This is a genomic window from Actinomycetospora sp. C-140, assembly GCF_054796175.1.
In genome coordinates this window covers 87414-109921 of the sequence record NZ_JBTWNF010000007.1, presented here as the reverse complement: position 1 = coordinate 109921, position 22508 = coordinate 87414, and the positions used below count along the sequence as shown (strand labels likewise).

Here is a 22508-nt window from a genome sequence, read left to right as displayed (position 1 = left end):
CTTAACTCGTAAAGCCTAACGAGTGACGATCACGTCGGCGTGTCGCGCACCGACGCGCCCGTCATGCCCCCGCCGGGGTGATCGCCACGGCGAGCGAGAGATCGTCGGAGCGTGCCGCGGCACCCCCGTTGACGGCGCCCTCGGTCATCGACACCGCGAGCACCTCCTCGGCGATCGAACCGGCGTGGGTGCGCACGGCGTCCGCGACGTCGGCGCGGTCGGCGGCCCAGGTCAGCGCGATGCGGTCGGACACCTCGAGGCCGCGGGTCTTGCGGGCCTCCTGCACGACGCGCACGACGTCGCGGGCGAGCCCGGCGGCGCGCAGCTCGTCGGTGAGCTCGGTGTCGAGGCCGACCGAGAGGCCGCCCTCGGAGCGCACCGCCCAGCCCTCGCACGGGGTCTCCTCGACGAGGATCTCGTCGCCGGACAGCGCGATCTCCGCGCCGTCCACGACGACCGTCAGCGTCCCGTCGACCGGCGCGTCGGTGGACGCCTTGACGGCCTCGGCCACCACGGGCGTCTGCTTGCCGAAGCGCTTGCCGAGCGCGCGGAAGTTCGGCTTCACCACGACCTCGACGAGGTCCGACCCGGCCGCCTCGACGCGTCCGACGTTGAGCTCCTCGGCGATCTCGGCGAGCAGGCCCCGCCCCTGATCGTCGGATGCGAGGTCGGCGAACCCGGGAGCGGCCACGACGGCACGCGAGAGCGGCTGGCGCGTGCGCACGCCGCTCGCGGCCCGCGTCGAGCGGCCCAGCTCGACGATCCGCTGCACGAGCGCCATGCGCTCGGCGAGGCCCGGGTCGATCGCGGTCTCGTCGAGCACGGGCCAGTCGGCCAGGTGCACGGAGTCCGGCGCGCCGTCGACGACGTCGCCCTGCAGGAGCGTCCACAGGTAGTCGGTGGCGAACGGCGTGAACGGGGCCATGAGCCGCGAGAGCGTCTCGACGCACGTGTGCAGCGTCGACAGGGCCGCCGGCTCGCCGTGCCAGAAGCGGCGCCGGGAGCGCCGGACGTACCAGTTCGACAGGTCGTCGACGAACGCGGTGATCGCCCGGCCGGCGCTGGAGGAGTCGAAGTCGTCGAGCGCGCGGGTGACCTCGCGGACGCAGGTCGCGAGCTCGCCGAGCACCCAGCGGTCCATGGGGTGGTCGCTCGTGACCCGCTCGCCCGGCGTCCACCCCGACGCGTTCGCGTACGTGACCAGGAACGACGCCGTGTTCCAGTACGTCAGCAGGATCTTGCGGACGATCTCGCGCAGCGCCTCGTGCCCGACGCGGCGGTCGACCCACGGCGAGCCCTGGGCGAGCATCAGCCAGCGGACCGCGTCGGCGCCGTGGGAGTCGAACAGCTCGAAGGGGTCGAGCACGTTGCCCAGGTGCTTCGACATCTTGCGGCCCTGCTCGTCGAGCAACAGGCCCAGGCAGACGACGTTCTCGTACGAGGACCGGTCGAACACCAGCGTGCCGACGGCCATGAGCGAGTAGAACCAGCCGCGGGTCTGGTCGATGGCCTCGCAGATGTACTGCGCGGGGTAGGCCGCCTCGAAGTCGGCCTCGTGGTGGTGCGGCGCGCCCCACTGGGCGAACGGCATCGCGCCCGAGTCGTACCAGACGTCGATGACGTCGGTGACGCGGCGCATCGTGCCCGTGCCGCTCGGCGCCGGGAACGTGACCTCGTCGACGAACGGGCGGTGCGGGTCGAGCTCGGCGAGGTCCCGGCCGACCCACGCACCGAGCTCGGCGAGCGACCCGACGCAGACCATCTCGGACGGGTCGGCGTCGTTGCGCCAGATCGGCAGCGGCGTGCCCCAGTACCGGTTGCGGGAGAGCGCCCAGTCGACGTTGTTCTCGAGCCAGCCGCCGTAGCGGCCGTGCTTGATGTGCGGCGGGTACCAGTTCGTCCGCTCGTTCTCCTCGACCAGCCGGTCGCGGATCGCGGTGGTGCGGATGAACCACGACGGCAGCGCGTAGTAGATCAGCGGCGTGTGGCAGCGCCAGCAGTGCGGATACGAGTGCTCGTAGGACTCCGAGCGCCACAGCACGCCGCGGGCGCGCAGCTCCTCGACCAGCGTCGGGTCGGCCGCCTTGAAGAACATCCCGCCGATCAGGGGGACGTCGTCGTCGAAGTGCCCGTTCGGGCCGATCGGGTTGACCATCTCGAGGCCCTCGGCCTTCGCCACGAGGTGGTCCTCGGCGCCGAAGGCGGGGGCCATGTGCACCAGGCCGGTGCCGGCGTCGGTGGTGACGTGGTCACCGTGCACGACGCGGTGGGCGTCGCCGAAGCGCTCGTCGGGGATCAGGTCGAGCGGGCGGCGGTAGTGGCTGCCGAGCAGGTCGGCGCCGGTCGCGCGATCGACGACCTCGGCGCCCTCCCCGAGGACCGACAGCAGGTCCTCGGCGACGACGAGGTCGTCCCCGTCCCCGGTCGTCGCGCGGACGTAGGCGATGTCGCGGGCGACGGCCACGGCCGTGTTCGAGGGCAGCGTCCAGGGCGTCGTCGTCCAGACCAGCAGGTCGGCGCCCGCCCACGGGCCGTCGGTGAGCGGGAAGCGGACGTAGACCGAGGGGTCGAAGTCGTCCTCGTACCCGAGCGCGACCTCGTGGTCCGAGAGCGGCGTCTCGTCGCGGGGGCAGTACGGGGTGACGCGGTGGTCCTCGACGAGCAGGCCGTCGTCAAAGATCTTCTTGAGCGACCACCAGACGCTCTCGACGTAGCGCGGGGCCATGGTCAGGTAGGCCTCGTCGAGGTCGACCCAGTAGCCCATGCGCTCGGTCATCGCGGCGAAGGCGCTCACGTTGCGCAGCGCCGACTCCTTGCACGCCGCGTTGAACTCGGCGATGCCGTAGGACTCGATGTCGCCCTTGCCCGTGAAGCCGAGCTCCTTCTCGACGGCCAGCTCGACGGGCAGGCCGTGGCAGTCCCAGCCGGCGCGGCGGGGCACGTGGTAGCCGCGCATCGTCTTGAAGCGGGGGAAGAGGTCCTTGAACGCGCGGGCCTCGACGTGGTGGGTGCCGGGCTGGCCGTTCGCGGTCGGCGGGCCCTCGTAGAAGATCCACGGCTCACCGTCCCCGGTGCGCTCGAGGGTGCGACGGAACACGTCGCGGTCGGCCCAGCGGGCCAGGACCTCGCGCTCGATCGCGGGCAGGTCCACGCTCGCGGGGAGGGAGGCGAACGCAGGCTTGCTCCCGTTGCCGGGGGCGGGCGAAGAACTCACGTCTCGATCTTCCTGGTCGTGCGGCTGCCCAACTCACCCAGGCTACCGGGACGCGAGTCCGGGCTCTGACCTGCGGGGCCGTCGCCCCGGTCGGGGGGTGTCGAGTCCGGGGGAGCCGATGTCCTAGACTGGTCGCCGTTGCCGGGCGGGCCGATGTGTCACGCTCGGTGATCGCCATGGGGTATGGTGTAATTGGCAACACGGCTGATTCTGGTTCAGTTGTTCTAGGTTCGAGTCCTGGTACCCCAGCTGCGAGCGGTGGCGGACCGTGATCTAGAGTCGTCGCCGTTCTCCTAGGGCCCCGTCGTCTAGCGGCCTAGGACGCCGCCCTCTCAAGGCGGTAGCGGGGGTTCGAATCCCCTCGGGGCTACATCCACGAACGCGGTGCGCCGGTGACGGTGCACCGCGTTTCGTCGTTGCGGGGGCGGGTCGACCCGGTCAGCAGGTGACGTCCCCGGGCGGACGGGTGCCGTCGACGAGGTAGCGGGTGATCGGGTCGTCGACGCACGGTCCGACCTCGCGGAGGTAGGCCGTGTGGCCGTCCCCGCGGTACGTCACGAGCGTCGCGCCCGGCAAGGAACGCGCCAGGGTCACCGAGTTCTGGTACGGCGTCGCCGGGTCGTTGGTGGTGCCGACGACGATCGGACGGACGGCCGTCGTCGGGGGCGTCGCGTCCAGGGGCTGCGCCGGGGTGGGCCACGCCGCGCAGGTCAACGTCGAGGTCAGCCCGCCGCCCGCGAAGTGCGGCGAACCGGCCTCGATCGCCCGGGCCTGGTCGACGGCCTGGCTCCGGTCCCGTGTCCAGGTCGAGTCCAGGCAGTTCACGGCGTCGAGCAGCTGCAGGTTCGCCTCCTGGTCGTAGCTCAGCGCCAGGGCGGCGAGGGCACGGAAGTCCTGCCGGCGGTCGGCGAGGGCCAGCGACCGCTGCAGCAGCGGCCATTCCTCCTTCTCGTAGAGCGGGGCCCCGAGGGCGATCTCGAACTGGCCCTCGGACAGCGAGGACGGCGCCCCGGGGATCAGCGGGGCGCCGGGCACCGGGACCGGGCCCTGGTGCAGCCGGGCCTGCAGGCGGTTCACGACGCCGATCGGGTCCGGGCCGATCGGGCAGGTCGGGGTGTGCGTGCAGTCCGCGGCGAAGGCGTCGAGCGCGCCTTCGAAGCTGCGGGTCTGCGCGGTGGCCGCGTCCACACCGCTGGCCGACTGGTCCACGACGCCGTCGACGACCCAGGTCCGCAGCTTGTCCGGGTACATGCGGGCGTAGGTCTGGCCGATCGAGGTGCCGTAGGAGAAGCCGAGATAGCTGATCTGCGGCTGGCCCAGCGCGGCGCGGATGCGGTCCATGTCCCGGGCGACGTCGGCGGTCCCCAGGTGCGGCAGCAGGGCGCCGTTGCGCTGCCCGCACGCGGCGGTGTAGCGGTCGACGGCCTGCTCGGTCGCCGTGACGTCAGCGGGATCGTTCGCGTCGGGGTCGCCCTCCTGCAGGCTCGAGGAGGGGATCCCGCAGTCGAGGGCCGTGCTCCGCCCGACGCCGCGCGGGTCGAACCCGACGATGTCGAAACGCTGCCGCAGCTCCGCGGGCCACGGCGTCTGCTCGGCGAAGTCGATGCCGGACCCACCCGGACCGCCCGGGTTGACCAGCAGCGTCCCCACCTTGTGCGCCGGGTCCTGCGCGGGCAGCCGCACGATCGCGACGGGGATGGTGGGCCCGGCGGGATGCGCGGCGTCGACGGGCGCCGGCACGGTCGCGCACTCGAAGCCCGCCTGGTCGCAGGGTCGGAACACCGCGGCGGCCACCGGCGGCGTCGGTGGTGCGGGCTGCGGCGACGACGCCGAGGGTGTCGCCGAGGGGGTCCCGGACGGTCCGGCCGGGGAGCCACCGCACGCGCTCAGCACGGCGACGACGAGCGCGGCGACCGCGGCTCCGAACGGGCGATGGCGCCACACGACGGTCTCCTCTCCGGCGGGCGGAGGGATCCTCGCGCGCTGCCCCGAGGTCCGGCCCACCGGGATCGCGGGTCCTCGACGGAGTTCCCGTGACGACGTTCTGCACCGACCGCGTTCCTGTCCGTGCACCATTCTTCGGTGACGGCATCGGTGGTCGTGGGATACGTAGTCCTCGCGGAGCAGAACGGTCGGCTGCGGGGTCACGATTTCGTCGTCGCGGGCTTTCCGGTCTCCGTCCGGGCGCTACGATTTCCGCCCGGTCGACCATTCGACCCTGTCGCATTCCAGATCATCGGTCACCGTGAGGGGACGGTCCGATGTGGCGTCGCCTCGCACCACTCGTCGCCTTCGTGGCCACGCTGACGCTCACCGCCTGCGCCAACGCGGCCCCCGCGCCGCGCGGTGCCGCATCCGTCACCCCCGTCGCGGCGCCGGGCATGCGCGTGCTCGCCACGGGCCTGGCCGGGCCCTGGGAACTGACCTGGGGGCCGGACGGCTGGCTGTGGGTCACCGAGAAGGTCGGCAAGCGTGTCGACCGGATCAACCCGGCCGACGGCACGCGGACCGTGGCGGTGACGATCGACGACGCCGCCGCCAGCGGTGCGCAGGACGGCGTGCTGGGCCTCGCCTTCGCCGGTGACTGGGCCTTCGTCGCCTCCACCTACACCGTCGCCCACCCGCCGCCGGGCGAGAACCTGGCGGCCAGGATCGTGCGCTACCACCGCGATCCCGGCGGCACCCTGTCCGCGCCCACCGAGGTGCTGCACGGGCTCCCGGCCAGTACGGACCACGATGCGGGACGGCTCATCCTCGGACCGGACCAGAAGCTCTATTACTCCATCGGCGACATGGGCAACAACCAGTTCGACCGCATCTGCCGGCCCATCCGCTCCCAGGACCTGCCGACCGCGCAGGAGGTCGCCGCCCGGGACTGGAGCACCTACGCCGGCAAGATCCTCCGCATCGATCTCGACGGGTCGATCCCGGCCGACAACCCGCTGCTGAACGGCGTGCGCAGCCACGTCTTCACCTACGGCCACCGGAACCCCCAGGGCCTCGTGGTCGGGCCGGGCGGGCGCCTCTTCGCCGACGAGCACGGCCCCAAGAGCGACGACGAGATCAACCTGCTCCGGCCCGGCGGCGACTACGGCTGGCCGGACGTGTCGGGCTTCCGGGACGACCAGGCGTACCGGTACGCCGAGTGGTCGGCGGCGCCGGACTGCCCCCAGCTGTCCTACGACGACTACCAGGAGCCACCGAGCGTCCCGCGCGGACCGCTCGAGACCGACTGGACCGCGCCCGGCTACGTCGAACCGCTGCGCACGATGTACACGGTGCCCACCGGGTACGACTTCCAGGACCCGGCGTGCGGCGCGACCGACTTCTACCTCTGCTGGCCGTCGATCGCCCCGGCCGGCCTCGACTACGTGCCCGCGCAGGGCGCGCCGGACCCGGCGGTGGCCGACTCCCTGCTGGTCCCGGCGCTGAAGACGGGGTCGGTCTTCGTGTTCCGGCTGACCACCGACGGCGGCTCGGTCCGGGGCGACACCACCCAGCTCTTCCGCACCCGGAACCGCTACCGCGACGTCGCCCTCAGCCCGGACCACACCCGGCTCTACGTCGCGACCGACAGCGACGGACTCGCCGGGCCCCAGTCCGGCTCGCGCACCGGCACCCTCGACAACCCGGGCAGCGTGCTCGAGTTCCCCCTGACCGGCCTCAGCGCCGCGAGCCCCTGACGCGTCACACCGCGGCGACCGCGTCGCTCACGGCGGCGTCGACGACCTCGCGCCACGGCGTCGCGGGGCGCCCGAGCAGCCGCGCGAGATCGTCCGAGGGTGCGCTCAGCCAGCCGGCCACCGCGCCGCGGTCGGAGTCGGCGAGCACCGCGGCGAACGCCTCCGGCAGCCCCGCGCCGACGAGGGCCGCGGTGAAGTCGTCGACGGAGAGATCGGTGTAGGGCACGTCCCGGCCCGCCGCCCGGGAGATCTCGGCGGCGAGCTCGGCCCGCGTGAAGCCGGGCCCACCGAGCTCGAGGACGTCCCCGGCGGAGGCGGCGCCGGTCAGGGCCGCGACGGCGGCCTGCGCGTAGTCCGCCCGCGTGGCGGCGTCGAAGCGGCCCTCGCCGGAGGCCCCGACCATCCCCCGCTCGATGTCCCCGGCGATCCCGGCGAGGAAGTTCTCGACGTACCAGCCGTTGCGCAGCAGCACCGACGGCACGGCCGCGTCGGCGAGCATCCGCTCGGTGGCGGCGTGCTCGCCGGCGAGGACCATGTCCGAGGCCTGGGCGTGCAGGATGCTGGTGTACGCCACGAGCTCGACGTCGGTGGCCGCCAGCGCGTCGACCACCGCGCGGTGCTGGTCGAGGCGGGCGCCCGCGTCGCTGCCCGAGACGAACAGCACCCGCGTCGCGCCGGTGAAGGCCTCGGCCAGCGAGGCCGGGTCGTCGTAGTCGGCGCGACGGACGTCGACTCCGCGGTCCGCGAGGTCGGCGAGGGTCTCGACCCGCCGGCCGGTCGCGCGGACCTCGGTCGCGGGCACGCGCTCGAGCAGGGCCTCGACGGCCAGGCGGCCCAGGGCCCCGGTGGCTCCGGTGATGACGTACACGGTGACTCCCTCACGGTCGTGGGCCGCCGTCCGCGGCCCGTGTCCTCGGCAACCGCGCGGCCGGGGCCTCCGTTCCCGATGGAGAGTCAGCACCTTGAAGTACCCTGGGTATCCGAGAGATAGTGTTCTGGTGAGAGGCGACGTGTATGCCGCCGGCTGCCCCAGCCGGCAGATCCTCGACCGCATCGGCGACCGCTGGAGCGTGCTCGTGGTCGGCACCCTGGCCGAGCGGACCCTGCGCCACGGCGCCATCGCCGCGCGGATCGGCGGGATCACCCCGAAGATGCTCACCCAGACCCTGCGAGGCCTCGAGCGCGACGGCCTCGTCTCGCGCACGGCGTACGCGGAGATCCCGCCGCGGGTGGAGTACGCCCTCACCGACCTCGGCCGCAGCCTCCTGGACCTCGCCCGTGCCCTCGACGACTGGGCCGAGACCCACATCGAGGCGGTCGACGCGGCGCGCGCGGAGTACGACGCCCGCGTCGGGGCGCGGTCGCCCGTGATCGACCGGCTAGGGTGAGCGCCGACATCCGCCGGGCACGACGCGAGGACCGAATCTGATGGCCGTCTCGAGCACCGGTGGCGGTCGCGTCCCCGCGAACGTCGACACCAGCGTCGCGAGCATCGCGCGCGTCTACGACTACGCCCTCGGCGGCAAAGACCACTACGAGGCCGACCGGCAGACCATCGAGGCCGTCCGCAAGGTGGCTCCCGAGGTTGAGCTGCTAGCGGTGGACAACCGGGCGTTCCTCATCCGGGCGCTGCGGTTCCTGGCGACGCAGACCGACGTCACCCAGTTCCTCGACTGCGGCTCCGGACTGCCGACCGCGGAGAACACCCACCAGGTCGCGCAGCGGCTCCGGCCGGAGTCGCGCGTCGTCTACGTGGACAACGACCCGTCGGTCGTCGCGCACGGCCGGGCCCTGCTCGAGGACAACGAGTTCACGATGTTCAGCCCGGCGGACATCTTCCATCCCCGCAGCGTCCTCGAGGACCCGGCGGTCCGATCCTTCCTCGACTTCGAGCAGCCGATCGCGCTGATCCAGAACGGCACGCTGCACCACTACGACGACCCGGCCCGGTCGCCGCAGAGCATCATGGAGGAGTACGTCGCGGCGCTGCCGTCGGGCTCCTTCGTCGTGGTGGCGCACTTCTTCGACCCCGAGGACGACGACAGCCTGCTCGCGCGCCGCATGGAGGACGTCTTCGTGCACAGCCCCATGGGTAGCGGCGTGTTCCGCACGCGGGCGGAGATCGAGGGCATGTTCCCGGGCTTGGAGATGGTCGAGCCGGGCGTCGTCGTCTGCGCGAAGTGGTGGCCGGACGGCCCGGCACTCAAGCCCCTCGCCCCCGCCCAGCGGTGCATCGCCGGCGGGGTCGGCCGCAAGCCCTGACCGGGGTCAGGCCGGGTCGGGCGCGGTCGCCCGGAGCACGCTCCCCCGGCTGACGATGCCCGCGAGGCGGTCGCCCGGCCAGCCGACGTCGTGGTGGCCGAGGAAGTGTTCCGCATGGCCACCGCCGACGCGCCCGCATCGTGCGCGCCCGGGCCTGATCCGCGCGGTCGTCCCGACAGATCGGGGGTCCGGCGCAGAGACCCAGCCGCGATCCGGCGGACACCCGCCCTCCACGCATCGGGACCAGGCTGGTCGGACGCGGCAGGCGGGGTCCGCGGGGGACCTGCCGGGCCGCGGTCGGAGGGGGTCCGGCGTGGGCGCGGGGGCGTGCAGGGACGCAGGGCAGGGCAGTGGGCGGGCGAGCGAGATCTCGCGGCGCTCGCTGCTGGGGATGCTCGGGGTGGGGCTCGCGGCCTGGCTGGCGGGCTGTGCCGATCCGGCCGGGGCTGCCGAGCCACCCGTCCCGCCACCCGTCCTGCCCCCGTCCCGCCCGGCGACGGCCGCGGTCCGGGCGACGGCGCCTCCCGGGAGCGGTCCGATCGCCCTGACCGTCGACGACGGCTACGCGCCCGACGTGGTCGCGGGCTATGTCGAGTTCGCCCGGCGTACGGGCATCCACCTGACCTTCAGTCCCAACGGCGTGTACACGGCGGCGTGGGCGCCGCGGGCGCCGGTGCTGCGTCCGCTCGTCGAGGCCGGTCAGGTGCAGATCATGAACCACACGTTCAGCCACCCGTGGCTGACGCGGCTCCCGCCGGCGCGGGTGCGGGCGGAGCTGGAGCGCAACGAGGAGTGGATCGCGGCCACCTTCGGCACGACCTCGCGCCCCTACTGGCGTCCTCCCTACGGCGCGCACGACGCGGCCGTCGACGCGATCGCCCGCGACGCCGGGTTCCCGTCGACCGTGATGTGGACCGGCTCGTACGGCGACGCCACCCTGGTCACCCCCGCGTTCCTGCTCGAGCAGGCGCGCCGCTACCTGACGGCGGGGACGATCGTGCTCGGCCACGCGAACCACCCGACGATCCTGGGCCTGTTCGACCAGATCACCGAGATCCTCCGCGAGCGGGACCTCCGGCCCGCCACGCTCGCCGAGTTCTTCGGGTCGGGGCGGCACTGAGCGGCACCGCTACCCGCCGGGACCTGCCTGGTCCGTCGGGACCGCCGCCGTCGCGCGCAGCACGTCGCCCCGGCTGACGATGCCGGCGAGGCGGTCGTCGGCGTCGACGACGGGCAGCGTCCGCAGGCGGTTGTTCACCATCGAGTGCGCGAGGTCGTGCACCGGGCACGTGTCGCGCACGCAGACCACCTCGGTCGTCATCGCGGCGCCGACGGTGCTCGGCGGCGGGGTGCGTCGCCCCGAGAGGTTGTCGGGCACGAGGTCGGCCTCGCTGAGGATGCCGCGCACGCGGCGGTCGGCGTCGAGCACCGGCATCGCGCTGAAGCGGTGCGCGCGCATCAGGGCGGCCGCCTCCGCGACGGGCATGTCCTCGGTGAGGTCGTAGACGTCCACCGACGGGGTCATGATGTCGGCCGCCGTCGCGCCCGCGCGGACCTCGCCGTCCCAGAACTTCGGCGCGGTCCGGGGCCGCTCCTTCGTGCGCGACAGGATCCGGCCGATCGGCCCGAACGACGGCTCCGGCGTGAGCAGGTCGCCCCGCGACACGACCCCGGCGAGCATCCCGCCCTGCACGATCGGCATCACACGCAGCTCGCCGTAGTGGCGCAGGCGGTGGGCGATCACGGGCACGGTGGCGTCCGGCGCCAGGGAGAGGGGGTCCCGGGTCATCACGTCGCCCACCTCGACGGCCGTGCGCGACGAGCCGTCGGCCCGCAGCAGGTCGTACGTCGTGACGATGCCGACGAGGCGGTAGCGGTCGTCGACCACGGGGAGCGCGCTGAACCGGTTCTCGGTCAGCAGGTACCGGGCGCGCTCGATCGTCGTGTCCGGCCGGACCGACACCACGCGGCTGGTCATCACGTCACGCGCCCGCAGCACCATGCGCTCAGTGTGAGATATCGACACACCGATGTCGCCCGTTCGAGTGGATAAAGATCTCTTGTGCGCACGGATCGTGACACATACCGTGCTGCTCACGGGGGATCGCACTAGTCCGATCGCTCTACTCCACCTTCCTTTCGCCGACGACGCGCGCGTCGTCGCCGCGGCATGCCCCGCCACCGGAGAGGTACCGAGATGACCCACGACGAACTGATGGCCGAGGCGTGCCGACTCGCGAAGGAGTCGGTGGAGAACGGGTGGGGCGGCCCGTTCGGGGCCGTGCTCGCGAAGGACGGCGAGATCGTCGCGCGCGGCCAGAACAGGGTGCTGCTCACCGGCGACGTGACCGCCCACGCCGAGATCGAGACCCTGCGCAAGGCGGCGGCGGTGCTCAACCCCGAGGCGCCGTCCATCGCCGCGAGCCACCGCGACACCTCGACCCTGACGCTCGTGCCGCGGCCCGAGGGCTCGGCCGACGTCGTGCCCGAGCGCGCCCGGATGTTCATGGGCCACGGGATCTACATCAGCGGCGCCCCGTGCCCGATGTGCATGAGCGCCATCTACTGGGCCCGCCTGGACGCGGTGTACTTCGCGAACGACCTCGACGCCACCAAGGCGATCGGCTTCGACGACGCCTTCCAGTACGAGGACTTCACCCGGCCCCTGCACGCGCGGCGCATCAAGATCGAGCAGTTCCGCCCCGACCTGGGCGCCGACGCCTACGCGGCGTGGGCGGAGAAGGCCGACCGCCACCCCTACTGATCGCGCCGTCCCGGACGCAGGTGCCCTGATGAGCGAGACACAGGCGGCGACCCAGGCCGGCCCGGCCACCGTGGTGATCGGGCAGCGGGTGAAGGCCGGCCGCGACGAGCAGTACCGCCGGTGGCAGGACGGCCTCACCGCGGCGGCGGCGACGTTCCCCGGCTACCTCGGGACCGAGGAGACCCCCGCCGACCGGCAGGGCGACGCCACGGTCGTCTACCGCTTCGACGGCGTCGAGCACCTGCGCCGGTGGCTGGACAGCCCGGAGCGCCGGCGGCTCGTGGAGCAGGGCACGGACCTGCTCGACGAGCTCCCGACCCAGCAGGTGCTGGTGGGGGACGGCGAGGTGTCACGGCCCGCGACGGTGGTCGTCTCCCACCCCGTCGCCGCCCGGGACGAGGCGGCGTTCCTCGACTGGCAGCACCGGATGACCGTCGCCGAGAGCCGGTCTCCCGGTTTCCTCGGGTCGGAGCTGTTCCGCCCGGTGCCGGGCGTGCAGGACGAGTGGACGGCGGTCTACCGGTTCGCCTCGGCGGACGACCTCGCGCACTGGCTCGCGTCCGACGCCCGCCGCGACCTGCTCGCGGAGGGCGAACGGTTCCGGGACTTCCGGCTGCGCACGATCTCGGGCGCCTTCGGCAGCTGGTTCCCCGTGGGCGAGGGCGGCGGTGCGGCCGAGGGCCCGCCGTCGTGGAAGCAGGCCCTCTCGGTGCTCGTGGGGCTCTACCCGACGGTCGTGCTGCTGACCCTGGGCCTCGCTGCCCTGTGGCCGTCCGCGCCCCTGTGGGCGGGCCTGCTCGTGGGCAACATCGCGTCGGTCGCGCTGCTGACCTGGGTGGTCATGCCGAGGGTCACAGGGGCGCTGGGGTGGTGGCTCACCCCGCGGCCCGAGTCCGACCGGCCCCGCACCGACGTCCGGGGGCTGGTCGTCGCAGTGGCCTTCCTCGCGGTGGCCGCCGTGGTCTTCTGGCTGGTGACCGTCGTGATCTGGAGCCTGCCGTGAGCGCAGTCGCAGAGCTGCGGGCCGCCCTGGGTCCGCAGGTGCACGAGCCGGGGTCCGCCGGCTACCGCGACCGGCTCGGACGGGTCTTCTTCCCCGCGGCCTCCCGGCGGCACCCGTCGTGCGTCGTCACACCCCGCACCGTCGGCGACGTGGCCACCGCGATGACGGTGGCGACGGCTACCGGAGCCCGGGTCACCGTCCGCGGGGGCGGGCTGAGCTCGAACTGCGTCGCCGACGACGCCGTCGTGCTCGACCTCTCGGCCGGTCTGGACGGCGCCCGCCAGGACGCGGACCGGGTCGTCGTGGAGGGCGGGGCGACGATGGGGACGATGCTCGACGCGCTCGCACCGGCCGGCCGCGTCGTGCCGGTCGGGATCGTCGGCCACGCCGGTCTGGGGCTCGCGACCCGAGGCGGTGTCGGGTACCTGACACGGTCGCTCGGCCTCACGCTCGACCACCTCGTCGAGGTCGAGCTGGTGCTCCCGTCGGGCGACGTCGTGGAGCTGTCGGACCGGAGCGTGGGGGAGGAGTCCGACCTGTGGTGGGCCGTGCGGGGAGGCGCGCCGTCGGTCGGCGTCGTCACCTCCGCGGTCCTGCGGACCCACGAGCTCGGTGCCGTGTGGGTGGACCGGGCCGTGGTCGGGACCGACGCGCTGGCGACCTACTTCCGTGTCGCCCCGGAGCTGCCCCGGGACACCACGATGGGCGCGGTCCTCGGGTGGTCGCCCCTCGCGCCCGACGCCCCGGTGCTGTTCGTGTACACCGCGTGCGCCGGCGAGCAGGAGGCCGTCATCGCGCGGGCCCGCGCGGCGACCTCCGCGGTCGCCGGCACCGACCCGCTCTACCGGTCGGAGACGAGCGGGCGATACCTGGCGGGTCTGCCCGAGTTCGCGATCCCGGGCGCCGGCGGCGCCGAGCCCGATCCCGTCCGCCTGCCCCGGCCCGGCGACGGACCGCGGGGGTCGTTCTTCGGCAAGTCCGTCTTCACCGGCCCGACGCTCGACGCCGCCGTCGCCGACGCCCTCGCCGACCGGATCCGGGCGGCACCCACCCGGGCCTGCCGTATCGACTTCCAGCACACCGGCGGCGCCCTGGCCGACGTCGACGACACCGCCACCGCGTTCCGCGGCCGCTCCGGCGAGTGGAACAACGACGACGCCTGCCGGGGATGGGCCGGGGAGACGGTGCGCGCGCTCGCGGACCACACCCTGGGCGTCTACGGCGTCGAGGTGCGGCCCGGCCCCGACGCGGAGGCCGAGATCGCCGCCGCGTACGGCGACGACCTGCCGCGACTCCGCGCGCTGCAGCGGCGCCACGACCCGGACGGGGTGCTCGGGGTGCTGCGGCTCTAACCGGCCCGCATCCGCCGCACCGACCCCGTGGCGCCGGTCGCGACCATGAGGGCGACCAGCCCGCAGAGCACCGTCGCCACGGCGGGCAGGCCCCAGATCTCGACCGCCACCCCGGCGAGCAGGCTCGAGACCGCGGCAGCGAAGTAGCAGAACAGGTAGATCGCGGCGAGGGTGCCGGCGTGCGTGCCCTCCGGGCTCCGCTCCAACAGGACCCGCATGGCGCCCGCGAACGCCGCGCCGAAGCCCGTGCCGGCGACGACCGCGCCGACGAGGTACACCGCGAAGCTCCCGACGGCGATCGCCACGACGTAGACCGCGACGCCCAGCACGAGCACGGCAGCGCCGCCGGCGAGCGCCCACCCCGGTCGCAGTCGGCTCGACGCCAGCCCGGCCAGGGGCCCGACGAGGTGGAACAGGGCGACGGCCAGCGCGCCGCTGAACAGGTCGTGGCGACCCAGCACCGACACCGCGAGCGAGGGGGCCAGCGCCTGGGTGAAGCCGCCGAGCACGTAGGTCGCGGCGACGAGCAGGCACACCGCGGGGAACACGGCCCGGGCGGTCGGCGGGACCCGGACCACCGGGCGCAGCGAGCGGAGTGCGCCGGCCTTCGGGGAGACCGTCTCGGGCAGGAACGCGACGGCGCCGGCCGCGACGGTGAGGACGGCGGCGGTGACCACGAACGACAGCGCGGGTGCGCGATCGGGGGCGAGCTGCACCGCGACCCCCGAGGTGAGGGCGCCGATCGCGATGCCGCCCGGCGGCGCCCCGCTCGTGATCGCGCCGGGCAGGCCGGGGCGCGACGGGGGCGCCAGGTCGACCACGAACGCGCCGAGCGCGCTGAGGGCGAGCCCGATCGAGAGCCCCTGGATCGCCCGCCCGACGATCAGGGGAGCGGCCGAGTCCACGGTCGCGAGGACGAGGCAGCCGGCCGCGCCGACGAGGAGCGCGGGGACGGACACCCACCGCCGGCCGAGGTGGTCGGAGAGGCTGCCGCAGCAGAGCAGGGCAGCCAGCAGCGGGAGGATGTAGACGGCGAAGGCGCCGGTCAGCGCCACCGTCGAGACGCCGTCGGCCTGCTGGTAGACGACGTAGAGCGGGGCCGGGACCCCGGCCGCGGCGCAGACGGCGACGAGCGAGACGGACGCCGTGGTGAAGGTCGTGCCGGACGGTCGTCGGGCTCTGAGCACGGGCCTCAGGCCGTCCCGTCGTGGGTCACGAGGCTCCAGTCTAGGCCGCCGGAGCGCGTAGGGATCGGTCCGAGGACCTCGTCACGGCGATCGTCCGGCGCGGTCGGCCATGGCATCACTGATCAGAAGGGCGGGGGGTCGTCGGCCGGGTGCGTGACGGCGCCGGCCGGGATCGGCGGGGTGGTCGACGTGGCCGTGGGCCGGTGGCGTCGGTCGAAGGGGTCGCCCTCGTCCGGGTCCCACGTCGGATCGTCGGGCAGCGGGCGCGGGCGGGCGGCGGGACGGGGTGCGGGCAGCGGCTCGATGATGCGTTTCGGCCTGGTCGTGTGGTGGACGCCGGCGCGCGTGCGGATCGCGAAGTGTCCGGGCTGCGGCTGGCGCACCTGCCAGCCGGCGCGGTGCTTGGCGCGGTGGTGGTGCTCGTCCCAGACGCCGAGGTTCCACGACGCGGTCGGGCCACCGAGCGCGCGGTCCAGGGTGTGGTCGAGCTCGGCCTTGTGGGCGGGCTGTCGGCAGCAGGGCGCGACGCAGTGCCGGTCGCGGACCCGGAGCCAGCGGGCGACCTCGGCGCGGGGTCGGCGGCGGGCGAGATCGGCGGCCGACTCGGGCGGCGGCGACCCTGGTGCGCGGTCGCCGAGGTCACGGAGCCGCTGCTGGAGCTCGGTGAGCAGCGGGCCCCAGTCGCCGTGATCGTCGGGATTCAGGGCGGCCAGCACCGTCGTCGGGACCTGGAGCTCGACGATCGTGGTGCGAGGCTGTGCCCCTGTCCCCCGGTGCCGAGCATCATCACGGCTCCCGGGGCCGGGTGGTCGGCGCGGTCGTCGTCGGGCCAGCAGCAGGTGCTCGAGGCGGCCGTCGTCGTCGGTGAGCACGACGCGCCACTCGCCGGCGTGGTGTCGCTCAACCAGCGTCCGCGCGTCGTGGGCCAGCACCGTGCCGTAGCCGGGCACGCAGCCGGGGAACCGGTCGAGCCCGAGGGCGGTGGTGAGCCGCAGCCGGACCTCGCAGGTCCCGGTCCGGATGCCTCCCGGCCCGCGTTCCGACCCGATCACCGTGGGATCGGGGAGATCGGGAAGGTCCAGGACGCCCTGCCCGCGGGCACCCTCGAGCGGATCATCGCTCGGGCCAACGGATGTCGTGCCGTGATCGTCCGAGCCGTCACCGGGGTCGTCACCGGGGCTGTGGTCACCGGGGCTGTCGTCACCGGGGCTGTCGTCACCGGGGCTGTCGTCACCGGGGCTGTCGCCGGCGCCGCTGTCGGCGGCGCCGCCATCGGGGCCGCCGTCCGCGGGTCCGTCATCCGGCCCGGCCGGCCCGTGCGGGCCGTCGTCCGGCCCCTCGTCCGGTCCGTCGTCCGGCCCCTCGTCCGGTCCGTCGTCGGGTTCGTCGTCGTCCGGTTCGTCGCCGCTCGGTCCGTCGTCGCTCGAGTGATCGTCGGCCGGGCCCGGCTCGCCCTGCGCGTGGTACTCGGCGGCCAGGATCAGCGCCACGCGGTGGTCGTCGAGCCCGGCCATGGAGCCGTCGAGCAGGCGCTCGGCCACGGTGGCGCGCAGGGTGCCGACCGGGATGAGCACGCCCAGGGCCCGGACCGCGGCGGCCAGGGCGTCGACACGGTCGCGCATCGCCAGCCCCGCCGGCGCCGAGACGTCGCAGACCGACAGCGTCGCCGTACCCGTCGGGTTGGGCGAGAGGATCACCCGCGCCTGCTTCTCGGCCCGCTTCGCGCGACGCTCAGCCCACTCCGCATCGATGGCCGCGGCACTCTGCTCGATGCGCCGGATCAGCTCGCCGACCGGGAGCTCGGGGGCCTCGGCGAGCAGCTCCTCGCAGACGGCGCGGGCGTGGTCGTCGGCGAGGTCCCGCGTCCACTCGCAGAACCGCGTCGCCTTGGGCTCGTCGAGACGCCCCTCCCAGAGCGCGTCGCCGACCTCCGGGAGCCGGACCGCGAGGTCGTCGGCCAGGTCGAGCTTGCGGTTGGCCATCGTGCGCGACCACCCGAGCACCCCGCAGATCTCGTCGCCCGAGAACTCGTCGGTCGACGCGTGGCGCACGGTGGTGTCGGCGCGGGCGCGGCCCAGGTGGTGCATCGCGTCCAGGACCCGCGCGGTGCCCCGGCTCTGCTCCCGCGCGCAGGCACGCAGGTAGGCCGCCAGATCGTCGCCGGTGAGCGCGGCGGGCGAGAGACCCTCGAGCGCGGCGACCAGCTCAGCCCCGGGGGCGAGAGCGTCCAGCGCGGCCGGGAGGCCGGTCCGGACACCGTGGTCGATGCTCACGAGAAGACGGTAGATCCGACCCCCGACAACGGCGGCCGCGTGACGGCGTCGGAGGCCGGCTCGACGGATCACAGAATGGTGACGATCGAGCCATCACGAAATGCTGATGGGTTCATCGCGAATCCGGTATTGGTGGGGAACGGGAACGCCTCCCTAGGTTCCGTCCCATGACCGCGACGGCGCCGTTGCCACTCGACGATCCCGCATTCCTCACCGGAGATCGTCACGTCGAGTACCGCGCGCTGCGCGACCAGGGGGCGGCCGTCGCGCTCGACGGGACCTGGGTGATCACCCGGCACGAGGACGTCCACGCGGTGCTGCGGGACACGACCGGGCGCATGCAGCCCGCCGGGCAGGACGCGCCCGCCTGGATGGATCCCGGACCCGCGCGCCGGCGACTCCAGGCCAACATGGTGCAGACCGACCGGCCCGTGCACACCCGTCTGCGCGGCGTCGTCGCACCGCTGTTCACCGCCCGCCAGGTCGAGAAGCTGCGCGCCGCCGCGGCCGCGGAGGTCGAGGCCGAGCTCGGCGCGCTGCCGGCGGACGGGTTCGACGCGGTCACCGACCTCGCCGCGCGTGCCGCGGGGCGTGCTCCGCCTGCTGATCGGGATGCCCGACGAGGACCTGGCGCTCGGCTCCGAGGCCGGTCAGACCGGGTACGTCGGGCCCCGCGAGGCGGGGGAGTAGACCTGCGAGATCCCTCCTGCCACGCATCGTCATGGCCGGACAGGTCGACGACCTGCCCTCGTGACCCGTCCCCCGCGGCGCCACGACTTGACCGGGGGGCGGCGCGCCTGGTGTCTTAACCCTCGTTAGAAACATCGACGGGAGGTCGGGGCCGTGAGGACGTTCGCGTCGGTCGGGGAGATCGTCGCCGCGCAGGGCGAGACGCTCGGGCCCGGCGAGTGGATGACCGTCGACCAGCAGACGATCGACACGTTCGCCGACGCGACGGGCGACCACCAGTGGATCCACGTCGATCCCGAGCGCGCGGCCGCGGGTCCGTTCGGGCGCCCGATCGCGCACGGCCTGCTGACCCTCTCGCTGCTCCCCGTGCTGCTCAGCAGGCTCTACGCGATCGAGAACGTCCGCATGGGGATCAACTACGGCTTCAACAAGGTCCGCTTCCCGGCGCCGGTGCCCGTGGGCGCGCGGCTGCGCGCGACGGCACGGATCGCCGAGGTGACCGAGCTCGAGGGCGCCGCGCAGGTCGTGTTCGCGACCGTGCTGGAGATCGAGGGGTCGGACAAGCCGGCGTGCGTCGTCGAGAGCGTCGGGCGGTTCTTCCTCTGAACGCGGCGGCAGGCGCGGGCGGCCGGGGTACGGGAGCCGCGGGCCGGGCGACGTCGGCGTCCCCGACGTTGCCCGATCAGCCCGACGACTGGACGGCCCCCGGCGCGTACCCCGTCACGGCCGGGGTCTGGCGCATCCCGCTGCCGCTGCCCGCGATCGGCCTGCGCGCGGTGAACGTCTATGCCGCCGAGGGGCCGGACGGGATCGTGCTCGTCGACGCCGGGTGGTCGGGTCCCGACGGCCTCGCGGCCCTGCGCCACGGGCTGGGCGAGATCGGACGCTCGCTCGACGACGTCGCCGGTGTCGTGGTCACCCACGCCCACCACGACCACTACACGCAGGCGCTCGACCTCCGGGGCCGGTGCGGGGCGACGGTGTCGCTGGGCCGCGGCGAGCGCCACACCGTCGAGGCCTTCGCCCGCACGCCCGGCGAGCCGCCGCAACCGGCCATGCTGCGCCGGGCCGGCGCGCCGCGGCTGGCGGACCGGATGGCGGCGACGGCCGCGGAGGGCCTCGCCCACGACACCGCGCCCTGGGGCGCGCCCGACCGGTGGCTCGACCACCGTGAGGAGGTCGCCGTCGGCCCCCGCGCGGTCGAGGTCGTCGCGACGCCCGGCCACACCCGCGGGCACGTCGCCCTGCGGGACCCCGGTGCGGGGGCGCTGTTCGCCGGCGACCACGTCCTGCCGCACATCACGCCCTCGATCGGCTACGAACGGGCGCCCGAGCCCGCGCCGCTGCGCAGCTTCCTCGACTCGCTGCGCCTGGTCGGGGACCTGCCCGAGACCCTCCTGCTGCCGGCGCACGGCCCGGTCACGGTCGGCGTGCGGACCCGCGTCGACGAGCTCCTCGCCCACCACGAGCAGCGGCTCGCCGAGGCCGCCGCGCACGTCCGCGCCGGGGCGTCGACCGGGTACGAGGTCGCCGCGCGGATGCGGTGGACACGACGGGAGAAGCGCCTCGACGAGCTGGAGACCGAGCACGCCGCGCTGGCGGTGCTGGAGATCGTGGCGCACCTGGATCTCCTCGTGGAGCGGGAGGTGCTCGCCACCGCGGAGGAGGGCGGCGTCGTCCGGTACGCGGCGTGCCGATGAGCGAGCCCCTCGTCCTGCTCCACGGCGCCGCGATGTCGGCGCGGGCGTGGCGCCCCGTGCTCGGCGAGCTCGCCCGGCACCACGACGTCCACGTCCCGACCCTCGCCGGGCACCGTGGCGGGGTGCCGCTTCCCGACGGCACGCCGGCGAGCGTCGCCGCCCTCGTCGACGCGGTGTGCGCCGAGCTGGACGACGCCGGCCTCGCGACCGCGCACGTCGCCGGGAACTCGCTGGGCGGCTGGGTCGCCCTCGAGCTCGCCCGCCGCGGGCGGGCCCGCTCGGTGGTGGCGCTCTCGCCCGCCGGCGGCTGGGCGCGTCCGCTCGACCTGCGCCGGCTGGTCGGGCTCTTCCGGATCGGCCTCGCGCTCGGGGCGACCGACGGGGCGCGGCGCGCGGTGCACCGGCGCCGCGGACGCCGTGCCCTGCTCCGCACGGTGATGGAGCACGGGGACCGGGTCCCCGACGCCGACCTCGCGACGATGATCGACGACCTCGTCGGGTGCGCCGTCATCCGCCCGCTGCTCGCGGGTGCCGCGGCGCACGGGCCGCTGGGCCCGTTGACCCCCCTGCCGTGCCCGGTCCGCATCGCCTGGGCCGCGCACGACCACGTCGTGCCGTGGCGCCACTACGGCCGCCCGTTCCGGCGGACCGTGCCCGACGCCGAGTTCGTCCGGCTGCCCGGGGTCGGACACGTGCCGATGTACGACGACCCGGAGCTCGTCAGCCGGACGATCCTCCAGGTGACGGCGCCCGCGTGAGCACGTACCGACCGCCCGACGCGCCCCTGAGGCACCCGGTCCGCCGCCTCGCCGCCGACGACTGGCGCGCCGCCCGGGCGATCCGATTGCGGGCGCTCGCCGACGCCCCCGGCGCGTTCGCGTCGACCCTCGCGCGCGAGGAGGCGTTCGACGAGGCGACGTGGCGTACGCGGATCACCGACAACGCCTGGTTCGTGGCGGGCGACCCGGCGGTGGGCCTGGCCTGCGGCATCCCCGAGCCCGGCGACGCCGACGGCCGGCACCTCGTGGGCATGTGGGTCGAGCTCGTCCGCCGGGGAGAGGGCGTCGCCGACCTGCTCGTCGACGCCGTCGTCGCGTGGGCCCGCGCGGACGGCGGGCGACGGCTCGCGCTGTGGGTCGTGGACGGCAACCTCCGGGCGCGTCGCTGCTACGAGCGGCTCGGCTTCGCCCTCACCGGCGAGCGCCAGCCGTTGCCGACCGACCCGGCGGTCACGGAGTCGCGGATGCTGCGCCACCTCGGCTGACCAGGTACTGCAGGAGCGCGGTCGCCGTCGCGGCCCCGAGGATCCGGCCCTCGGCGACGAGCGACGGGATGCGGTCGAGCTCGACCCACGTCGCGACCCCGTCCTCCTCGGGATCGATCGGACCGCCGGTGGGCTCGGCGCCGTGCCACAGGTAGGCGTCGATCCGCGCCCGGACCTGACCGGGCAGGGGCTCGATCGTGATCACGTGCTCGGGCTCGCCGAGCACCCGCCGGCCGGTCTCCTCGGCGGTCTCCCGCGCCGCGGCGTGAGCCGGGTCCTCGCCCGCGTCGACCATCCCGCCAGGCAGCTCGTAGCCCCACTGCGCCACCGGGAAGCGGTACTTCCACAGCAGCAGGACGCGGTCGGCCGGATCGATGACCATGGCGACGGCGATCCGGTTGAGGGCGACGACGTGGTAGTCGAACCGGGCCCCGTCGGGCGCGTCGACGTCGGCGAGCCGCACCCGCACCCAGGGGCTGTCGTAGACCGATCGCTCGCCGTGGACCGTCCAACCGCCGTGGGTCTCGGGCACGCCCGCGACGGTAGGCGATCTACGCCTGGAGCACCGGTCCGGGGAGCACCGGGGCGTCGAACGCGTCCCGGGCGAACGCCGGGTCGCCCCAGCCGCTCTCGGCGCTCTTCGCCGTCCAGGACGCGTACTCGTACATCGAGACGATCGCCCCGTCGACGACCTCGAAGACGAACACGAAGTGGTTGGCGACGTCCTCGCCGCCGAGGTTCCCCTCGACGCGGGCCTCGATCGAGACGAGCGGTCCGTTCGCGGTGACGCGGTGCCCCTCGAGGCGCGCGCCGCGGACCTGCTCCTCGTGGTGGGAGCCGAACATGGCCTCGGCCGTCGCTTTCCCGCGCAGCACGCCCTCGGGGGCACCGGGCTCGGTGGACGGCACCGGGATCATGATCCGCACGTCGTCGGCGAGCAGGTCGACGAAGTCGCCCCACGCGCCGGTCGCGGCGCCGCGCTGCAGGCCGGCGAACGCGGCCCGCGCCGTCTCCAGGGCGCCGGGGTCGGGCGGCTGGACCTCGAGTCGCGGCACGGCCTCTCCTCCGGGTCGGGGACGTCCGGTGGCGACGTCCGCGGTCACGCCACGCTGGCAC

General features: G+C 74.4%; 20 protein-coding genes and 2 tRNA genes. 13 read left to right on the top strand and 9 right to left on the bottom strand.

Annotated elements, in window-relative coordinates:
* Nucleotides 1-61 precede the first annotated feature (61 nt).
* A complete protein-coding gene (gene ileS, locus ACR9E3_RS13800) occupies nucleotides 62-3214 on the bottom strand; it encodes an isoleucine--tRNA ligase (RefSeq protein WP_460380853.1) in 3153 nt (1050 codons plus the stop codon).
* A 177-nt stretch (nucleotides 3215-3391) separates the two neighbouring features.
* On the opposite strand from ileS, the gene ACR9E3_RS13795 reads away from it, so the two are divergent.
* Nucleotides 3392-3463, top strand: a tRNA-Gln gene (locus tag ACR9E3_RS13795).
* A 48-nt stretch (nucleotides 3464-3511) separates the two neighbouring features.
* Nucleotides 3512-3584: transfer RNA gene (locus ACR9E3_RS13790), tRNA-Glu, on the top strand.
* Nucleotides 3585-3652: 68 nt separating this feature from the next.
* On the opposite strand, the gene ACR9E3_RS13785 is transcribed toward ACR9E3_RS13790, so the two are convergent.
* Entirely contained in the window at nucleotides 3653-5158 is a 1506-nt protein-coding gene (locus ACR9E3_RS13785) for an alpha/beta hydrolase (protein ID WP_460380851.1), read from the bottom strand.
* A gap of 317 nt (nucleotides 5159-5475) precedes the next feature.
* On the opposite strand from ACR9E3_RS13785, the gene ACR9E3_RS13780 reads away from it, so the two are divergent.
* The gene (locus ACR9E3_RS13780) at nucleotides 5476-6897 is read left to right on the top strand and encodes a glucose/sorbosone family PQQ-dependent dehydrogenase (RefSeq protein ID WP_460380850.1); all 1422 of its coding nucleotides are present in this window, start codon (nucleotides 5476-5478) and stop codon (nucleotides 6895-6897) included.
* 4 nt (nucleotides 6898-6901) lie between these two features.
* Here the strand turns inward: ACR9E3_RS13780 and ACR9E3_RS13775 are convergent, their stop codons facing one another.
* Complete coding sequence (locus ACR9E3_RS13775; protein WP_460380848.1) at nucleotides 6902-7765, bottom strand: NmrA family NAD(P)-binding protein; 864 nt, start codon at nucleotides 7763-7765, stop codon at nucleotides 6902-6904.
* Nucleotides 7766-7895: 130 nt separating this feature from the next.
* Between ACR9E3_RS13775 and ACR9E3_RS13770 the strand changes: the two genes are divergently transcribed.
* From ACR9E3_RS13770 to ACR9E3_RS13760, 3 genes are all read left to right on the top strand, one after another.
* On the top strand, nucleotides 7896-8285 hold the full coding sequence (locus tag ACR9E3_RS13770; protein ID WP_460380845.1) for a winged helix-turn-helix transcriptional regulator: 390 nt from the start codon (nucleotides 7896-7898) through the stop codon (nucleotides 8283-8285).
* Nucleotides 8286-8325: 40 nt separating this feature from the next.
* Nucleotides 8326-9159, top strand: a complete 834-nt coding sequence (locus ACR9E3_RS13765; protein WP_460380844.1) for an SAM-dependent methyltransferase — start codon at nucleotides 8326-8328, stop codon at nucleotides 9157-9159.
* A 391-nt stretch (nucleotides 9160-9550) separates the two neighbouring features.
* The gene (locus ACR9E3_RS13760) at nucleotides 9551-10279 is read left to right on the top strand and encodes a polysaccharide deacetylase family protein (protein ID WP_460380843.1); all 729 of its coding nucleotides are present in this window, start codon (nucleotides 9551-9553) and stop codon (nucleotides 10277-10279) included.
* A gap of 9 nt (nucleotides 10280-10288) precedes the next feature.
* Here the strand turns inward: ACR9E3_RS13760 and ACR9E3_RS13755 are convergent, their stop codons facing one another.
* On the bottom strand, nucleotides 10289-11161 hold the full coding sequence (locus ACR9E3_RS13755; RefSeq protein WP_460380842.1) for a CBS domain-containing protein: 873 nt from the start codon (nucleotides 11159-11161) through the stop codon (nucleotides 10289-10291).
* A gap of 195 nt (nucleotides 11162-11356) precedes the next feature.
* On the opposite strand from ACR9E3_RS13755, the gene ACR9E3_RS13750 reads away from it, so the two are divergent.
* From ACR9E3_RS13750 to ACR9E3_RS13740, 3 genes are read left to right on the top strand one after another with little or no spacing between them, the layout of a single operon-like run.
* Nucleotides 11357-11923 carry a nucleoside deaminase gene (locus ACR9E3_RS13750; protein ID WP_460380841.1) on the top strand — a complete coding sequence of 189 codons (567 nt, stop codon included), beginning with the start codon at nucleotides 11357-11359 and terminating at the stop codon, nucleotides 11921-11923.
* Nucleotides 11924-11951: 28 nt separating this feature from the next.
* Nucleotides 11952-12926, top strand: coding sequence for an antibiotic biosynthesis monooxygenase (locus ACR9E3_RS13745; RefSeq protein ID WP_460380840.1), 975 nt, complete (start codon nucleotides 11952-11954; stop codon nucleotides 12924-12926).
* Nucleotides 12923-14278, top strand: coding sequence for an FAD-binding oxidoreductase (locus ACR9E3_RS13740; RefSeq protein ID WP_460380839.1), 1356 nt, complete (start codon nucleotides 12923-12925; stop codon nucleotides 14276-14278). Before ACR9E3_RS13745 ends, ACR9E3_RS13740 begins: the two co-directional genes overlap by 4 nt.
* Here ACR9E3_RS13740 and ACR9E3_RS13735 read toward each other — a convergent pair.
* The 3 genes from ACR9E3_RS13735 to ACR9E3_RS13725 all read right to left on the bottom strand — a co-directional run bounded on the left by ACR9E3_RS13735 (nucleotide 14275) and on the right by ACR9E3_RS13725 (nucleotide 18049).
* Nucleotides 14275-15465: an MFS transporter gene (locus ACR9E3_RS13735; RefSeq protein ID WP_460380838.1), complete on the bottom strand. Its 1191-nt coding sequence runs from the start codon at nucleotides 15463-15465 to the stop codon at nucleotides 14275-14277. The genes ACR9E3_RS13740 and ACR9E3_RS13735 overlap by 4 nt on opposite strands.
* 122 nt (nucleotides 15466-15587) lie before the next feature.
* Entirely contained in the window at nucleotides 15588-17738 is a 2151-nt protein-coding gene (locus ACR9E3_RS13730; protein ID WP_460380837.1) for an HNH endonuclease signature motif containing protein, read from the bottom strand.
* A 68-nt stretch (nucleotides 17739-17806) separates the two neighbouring features.
* Entirely contained in the window at nucleotides 17807-18049 is a 243-nt protein-coding gene (locus ACR9E3_RS13725) for a hypothetical protein (RefSeq protein WP_460380835.1), read from the bottom strand.
* A 532-nt stretch (nucleotides 18050-18581) separates the two neighbouring features.
* On the opposite strand from ACR9E3_RS13725, the gene ACR9E3_RS13720 reads away from it, so the two are divergent.
* The 4 genes from ACR9E3_RS13720 (at nucleotide 18582) to ACR9E3_RS13705 (ending at nucleotide 21392) form a co-directional block, all read left to right on the top strand.
* The gene (locus tag ACR9E3_RS13720) at nucleotides 18582-19034 is read left to right on the top strand and encodes a MaoC family dehydratase (RefSeq protein ID WP_460380834.1); all 453 of its coding nucleotides are present in this window, start codon (nucleotides 18582-18584) and stop codon (nucleotides 19032-19034) included.
* Nucleotides 19035-19102: 68 nt separating this feature from the next.
* Nucleotides 19103-20128, top strand: a complete 1026-nt coding sequence (locus ACR9E3_RS13715) for an MBL fold metallo-hydrolase (protein ID WP_460380833.1) — start codon at nucleotides 19103-19105, stop codon at nucleotides 20126-20128.
* Complete coding sequence (locus ACR9E3_RS13710) at nucleotides 20125-20886, top strand: alpha/beta fold hydrolase (RefSeq protein WP_460380832.1); 762 nt, start codon at nucleotides 20125-20127, stop codon at nucleotides 20884-20886. The genes ACR9E3_RS13715 and ACR9E3_RS13710 overlap by 4 nt, the downstream gene beginning before the upstream one ends.
* On the top strand, nucleotides 20883-21392 hold the full coding sequence (locus tag ACR9E3_RS13705; protein WP_460380831.1) for a GNAT family N-acetyltransferase: 510 nt from the start codon (nucleotides 20883-20885) through the stop codon (nucleotides 21390-21392). Before ACR9E3_RS13710 ends, ACR9E3_RS13705 begins: the two co-directional genes overlap by 4 nt.
* Here the strand turns inward: ACR9E3_RS13705 and ACR9E3_RS13700 are convergent.
* Together ACR9E3_RS13700 and ACR9E3_RS13695 are read right to left on the bottom strand one after the other, a co-directional pair.
* Nucleotides 21358-21924: an NUDIX hydrolase gene (locus ACR9E3_RS13700; protein WP_460380830.1), complete on the bottom strand. Its 567-nt coding sequence runs from the start codon at nucleotides 21922-21924 to the stop codon at nucleotides 21358-21360. The genes ACR9E3_RS13705 and ACR9E3_RS13700 overlap by 35 nt on opposite strands.
* Before the next feature lie 19 nt (nucleotides 21925-21943).
* Entirely contained in the window at nucleotides 21944-22447 is a 504-nt protein-coding gene (locus ACR9E3_RS13695; protein WP_460380829.1) for a nuclear transport factor 2 family protein, read from the bottom strand.
* Nucleotides 22448-22508 lie beyond the last annotated feature (61 nt).

What these genes read in the sequence shown, in the direction of transcription:
- ACR9E3_RS13780 (WP_460380850.1), top strand. Translation starts at nt 5,476, where the DNA reads ATGTGGCGTCGCCTCGCACCACTCGTCGCCTTCGTGGCCACGCTGACG.
- ACR9E3_RS13765 (WP_460380844.1), top strand. Translation starts at nt 8,326, where the DNA reads ATGGCCGTCTCGAGCACCGGTGGCGGTCGCGTCCCCGCGAACGTCGAC.
- ACR9E3_RS13760 (WP_460380843.1), top strand. Translation starts at nt 9,551, where the DNA reads ATGCTCGGGGTGGGGCTCGCGGCCTGGCTGGCGGGCTGTGCCGATCCG.
- ACR9E3_RS13755 (WP_460380842.1), bottom strand. Translation starts at nt 11,161, where the DNA reads ATGGTGCTGCGGGCGCGTGACGTGATGACCAGCCGCGTGGTGTCGGTC.
- ACR9E3_RS13750 (WP_460380841.1), top strand. Translation starts at nt 11,357, where the DNA reads ATGACCCACGACGAACTGATGGCCGAGGCGTGCCGACTCGCGAAGGAG.
- ACR9E3_RS13745 (WP_460380840.1), top strand. Translation starts at nt 11,952, where the DNA reads ATGAGCGAGACACAGGCGGCGACCCAGGCCGGCCCGGCCACCGTGGTG.
- ACR9E3_RS13710 (WP_460380832.1), top strand. Translation starts at nt 20,125, where the DNA reads ATGAGCGAGCCCCTCGTCCTGCTCCACGGCGCCGCGATGTCGGCGCGG.